Source organism: Deinococcus pimensis DSM 21231, from assembly GCF_000519345.1.
In the GTDB taxonomy this organism is placed as follows: Bacteria; Deinococcota; Deinococci; order Deinococcales; family Deinococcaceae; genus Deinococcus_A; species Deinococcus_A pimensis.
Map to the genome: position 1 here is coordinate 27,676 of NZ_KI912643.1, position 4,061 is coordinate 31,736.

The 4,061-nt window shown below is 69.8% G+C and carries 5 protein-coding genes; all 5 read left to right on the forward strand.

The features are described from left to right. Positions 1-285: SPOR domain-containing protein (locus DEIPI_RS0111805; protein WP_027481908.1), on the forward strand; the 285-nt coding region annotated here is incomplete at its 5' end. Continuing rightward, a complete protein-coding gene (locus DEIPI_RS0111810; protein WP_027481909.1) occupies positions 285-983 on the forward strand; it encodes a redox-sensing transcriptional repressor Rex in 699 nt (232 codons plus the stop codon). The genes DEIPI_RS0111805 and DEIPI_RS0111810, both read left to right, overlap by 1 nt. After that, positions 980-2,965 carry a hypothetical protein gene (locus tag DEIPI_RS0111815; RefSeq protein ID WP_027481910.1) on the forward strand — a complete coding sequence of 662 codons (1,986 nt, stop codon included), beginning with the start codon at positions 980-982 and terminating at the stop codon, positions 2,963-2,965. The genes DEIPI_RS0111810 and DEIPI_RS0111815 overlap by 4 nt, the downstream gene beginning before the upstream one ends. Positions 2,966-3,029: 64 nt before the next feature. After that, positions 3,030-3,359, forward strand: coding sequence for a cyclic-di-AMP receptor (locus DEIPI_RS0111820; protein WP_027481911.1), 330 nt, complete (start codon positions 3,030-3,032; stop codon positions 3,357-3,359). 79 nt (positions 3,360-3,438) lie between these two features. After that, positions 3,439-4,061, forward strand: a 623-nt coding sequence (locus tag DEIPI_RS30595; RefSeq protein WP_045234204.1) for an NFACT family protein, incomplete at its 3' end; no start/stop codon positions are given.

The following is a 4,061-nucleotide window of genomic DNA, read 5'->3' on the forward strand; positions in this document are numbered from 1 at the left end:
AGCGAGGCGCCCGCCGCGGCCGATCCCGCCACGCCCTCCACCGCCGGCGGCACGTCCGCCGACGTCCCGAACGTCCCCGTCTACCTGCAGGTCGGCGCCTTCGACCGACAGGAGAGCGCCGCCGCCTTCGTCGAGCAGCTTCGCGCGCAGGGCTTCGACGCGACCGTCAACGCCCCTCCCGGCCGCAAGGTCCGCGTCCTCGTCGGGCCCTTCGGCGGCGACGCCCTCCTCGACCGCGAGGCGCGACTGCGCGCCCTCGGCGTGGACTCCTTCCGGGTGCGCTGATGAACTCCGGCATTCCGTCCGCCACCATCTCACGCCTCGTGACGTACCTGCGCATCCTCGAGAACCTCGAACACGAGGGCATCTCGCGGACGTCCAGCACCGACCTCGCGGAGCGCGCGCAGGTCAGCGCCTTCCAGGTCCGCAAGGACCTCGCCTACTTCGGGCGCTTCGGCACCCGGGGCATGGGGTACACCGTCCCCGTCCTCAAGCGTGAGCTGATGCGCGTCCTCGGCCTCAACCAGGCCTGGAACGTCGTGATTCTCGGCATCGGACGGCTCGGTGAGGCCATCGCGAACTACCCCGCCGCGAGCGACTACGCCTTCAGCTACGTCGGCCTGTTCGACGTGTCCGAAGGGACCGTCGGCAAGGAGGTGCGCGGGCTGCGTGTCCGTCACGTCAGCGAGCTCGCCGACTTCACGCGCGCTCAGCCCGTCGACATGGGGTTCCTCGCCGTGCCGCCCGAACGCGCTCAGGACGCCGCGCAGAGCCTCGCCTCCGCGGGCGTCAAGGGCATCCTCAACTTCGCCCCCGTCGTCATCCAGCCACGAACCGTCGAGCGCGCAGGTGCCAGCGAGCTCGCCGAGGAATGGCGCGGCGTGATCGTCGAGAACGTCGACTTTCTCGCCGGGATGAAACGTCTGGCGTTCTACATCCTCAACCCCCACCTCAGAGACCTCGAAACGGAGGAACACGTGTGAAGAAGCAACTGTCCCTGGTCACCCTCGCCCTCATCGTCACCGCCTGCTCGGGCGGCGGCATCGATCCCGTCGCCTTCGGCGGCAAGGCCAGCATCAGCGTCGCCACCGACACCAGCAAGGTCGATCCGTCCGGGACCGGCGTGACGAACGTGACGTTCACCAGCGCGACCGGCAGCCTCGGCGGCGACGTCAGCACCGCGACGCTGCGTCTGCCCGGCTCGACGACCTCCGAGCCCGTCACGGTCGCCCTCACCTCGAAGACGGTGCCGAGCGGCTTCACCTGCGGCGCCGCGAGCGGCCTGAACGTCGCGGCGTCGTGCAGCCTGAACGACAGCGGCACCGCGCCCGGTCAGCGCGTCGTCACGTACCAGTTCAGCAACAGCGAACTGTTCGGCAAGGCGCTCTCCACCTACCCCGCCGCGCAGAACTTCGAGCTGACCTTCGGCGGCAAGGTCGCCAACAGCAACGCCACCTGGACGTCCAACACGGTCCCGATCACCGTCGGCGCGGCCACCAGCGCCCCCGGCACGCCCGCCGCGCCCCGCCCGACCTTCGCGATCCTCAACAGCGCGCAGAACCAGCCCTACAGCAACATCCTCAGCGTGAGCGTCTCCGCCAACCTCTCGGCGGGCGACGAGATCCAGAAGCTCGTGCTGGAGGTCACCGACAACCGCGGCCTGACGGACACCGAGAGCTTCACCGCCGCGAGCGGCAGCGCGAACTTCAGCATCGACACCACGAAGTACCCGGACGGCAACCTCACGCTGCGCGCCGTGGCGCTCACCAAGAGCGGCGCGACCGGCACGTCCGCGTCGCAGACCGTGCAGATCCGCAACCTCGTCCCCCCGTCGTTCCAGATCATCAAACCCACCCTGAACCAGGTCGTGGCGACCACCCTGGACGCGCAGGTGCAGCTCACGAAGCAGAACTCGGACTTCACCATCACGGGCACGCAGGGCGCGGGCACCACGACGCTCAACGTCCGCGACTACCGCGGCAACGTCCTGCTGACCGCACCCGCCACCCTGCGCGAGACCAGCCCCGGCTCCGGCATCTGGTCCGCGAGCGCCAGCTTCGACATGAACGGCAAGCTCGTGCCGAACAACGCGTACACGCTCGAAGCCGTCACGAAGATCAAACTCGACGCCGAGACGAGCGAGCGCATCATCACCCAGTCCACCCCATTCACCTCACAGAACAGCAACCTGCGCCCGCCGTCCCTGCTGCTGCACCTCCCGACCTTCTTCGGAGATACCGGCACGGGCATTCCCGTCATCAACCGCGACAGTGGGGCCTTCGTGCAGGCGAGCGACGACGACGGCGTGAAGCAGCTGCAGCTGCAGTTCGTGTGCAAGGACGTCGCCAGCACCTGCGGGGACTCCGGCAGCTACGCGTACAACTACCCGGTGGACGCCAAGGGCGTGATTCCGCTCTTCGTCCACATCGGCCAGGCCATCGACGCGCAGCCCTTCGTGAAGGACGGCAACTACACCCTGCGGGCCACCGTCACGGACGGCAGCAACAACACCACCATCCAGGAGGTGCCCGTCCGCGTGTCCCGCGCGGCCAACGACGCCCTGGTCGGCGGCCTGACGACCATGCGGACCCTCGTCTACCCGAACCCGGTCTCCAAGGAGCCGAACCCCAAGGCGGCCGTCTGGTACATCGGCGACCCCGCCGTCTGCGACACCCCGCCCGAGGGCGAACCCGTCGACACGGACACCTGCGTCCCGGTCACCACGCCCAGCACCAACCCCGTGCGTGTCCTCACGGCCGTGTACAAGAAGACCACCGAGCAGTTCGGCGTCTCCAGCCCCACGGAGATGAGCGTGAGGTACCTGCCCGCCGGCGCGAGGCTGGCCTCCGCGCTGACCTTCAGCGAGGCCGGCGTCTACCAGATCTCCTTCCTCGTGGAGGACATGGTGACCGGGGTCGTGAAGCACTACTCCGGCGGTGTCGTGAACGTCAAGATCAACCCCTGAACCTCGGCTCCCTCCCGGCCCCGCCTCACGGCGGGGCTTTTTGACGTTCTGGTAGACTCCGCTCATGAAACTTGTGCTGGCGGTCATTCAGGACGCGGACGCGGCGGGCCTCATCCGCGCGCTGAGCGAGAACGCGTTCGAGGTCACGAAGCTCGCCTCCACCGGCGGCTTCCTCCGCGAGGGCAACACGACCCTCATGATCGGCGTGGGCGACGAACGCCTCGGCGAGCTCAAACGCATCGTCGCGCAGGCCTGCCGTTCGCGCACGCGGCTCGTGACGCCCGGCATGCCCGTCGGGGAGCAGGCCGAGACGCTCGTGAACGAACCCGTGGAGGTGCCCGTGGGCGGCGCGGTGATGTTCGTCCTCGGCGTGGACGAGTTCGTCCGCGTGTAGTTCAGGCTCTAAGATGGGCGGCATGTCCTCACCTGCCGCCCTCTGCCATGCCGTCACGCTTCCCGCGGGAGGCGTCTGAATGGAGGGCCTGCTGCTCGCCCGCGCCCTCGACGACCTCCGGACGCACCTGCCCGCGCGTACGCTCGGCTGGGTCTTCCCGGACGAGACGACCGCCGCCGTGCTCCTCGACGGCACCCTCAACCTCGTCCTGAGCTACCGCCCGCCCACCCCGGCGATCTACCTCACGCGCGAGCGCCTCGCGGGGGAGCCGCGCAGTCCCTTCCAGCGGACCCTCGCGGCGCGCGCGCGTGGCGAGCTCGTCCTGGCCGAGCAGCTCAAGCTCGACCGGGTGGCCCTGCTGACCTTCACGGGCGAGCGCGGCTTCGTGGACGTGCCGCCCGCCCGGCTGCTGTTCGAGCTGACGGGCCGCAACGCGAACCTGCTGCTCCTCACCCCGGGCGAGGGGTGGGAGGGCTCCATCGTGGCGGCGGCGCGCGAGGTGACGAGCAGCCGCAACCGCTTCCGCAACGTCCGCACGGGCGGCACGTACACGCCCCCGCCGCCCTACGAGAAGCTCGACCCGAGGGCCCTCGACCCCGACGCCCCGGAAGCTCGCGCCCTCGCGGAGGTTCCCGTCGGACGCTGGCGCGACCGCGTGGACGGCCTGGGCCTGCAGCTCTCGGCGGAACTCGCGCGCCGCGC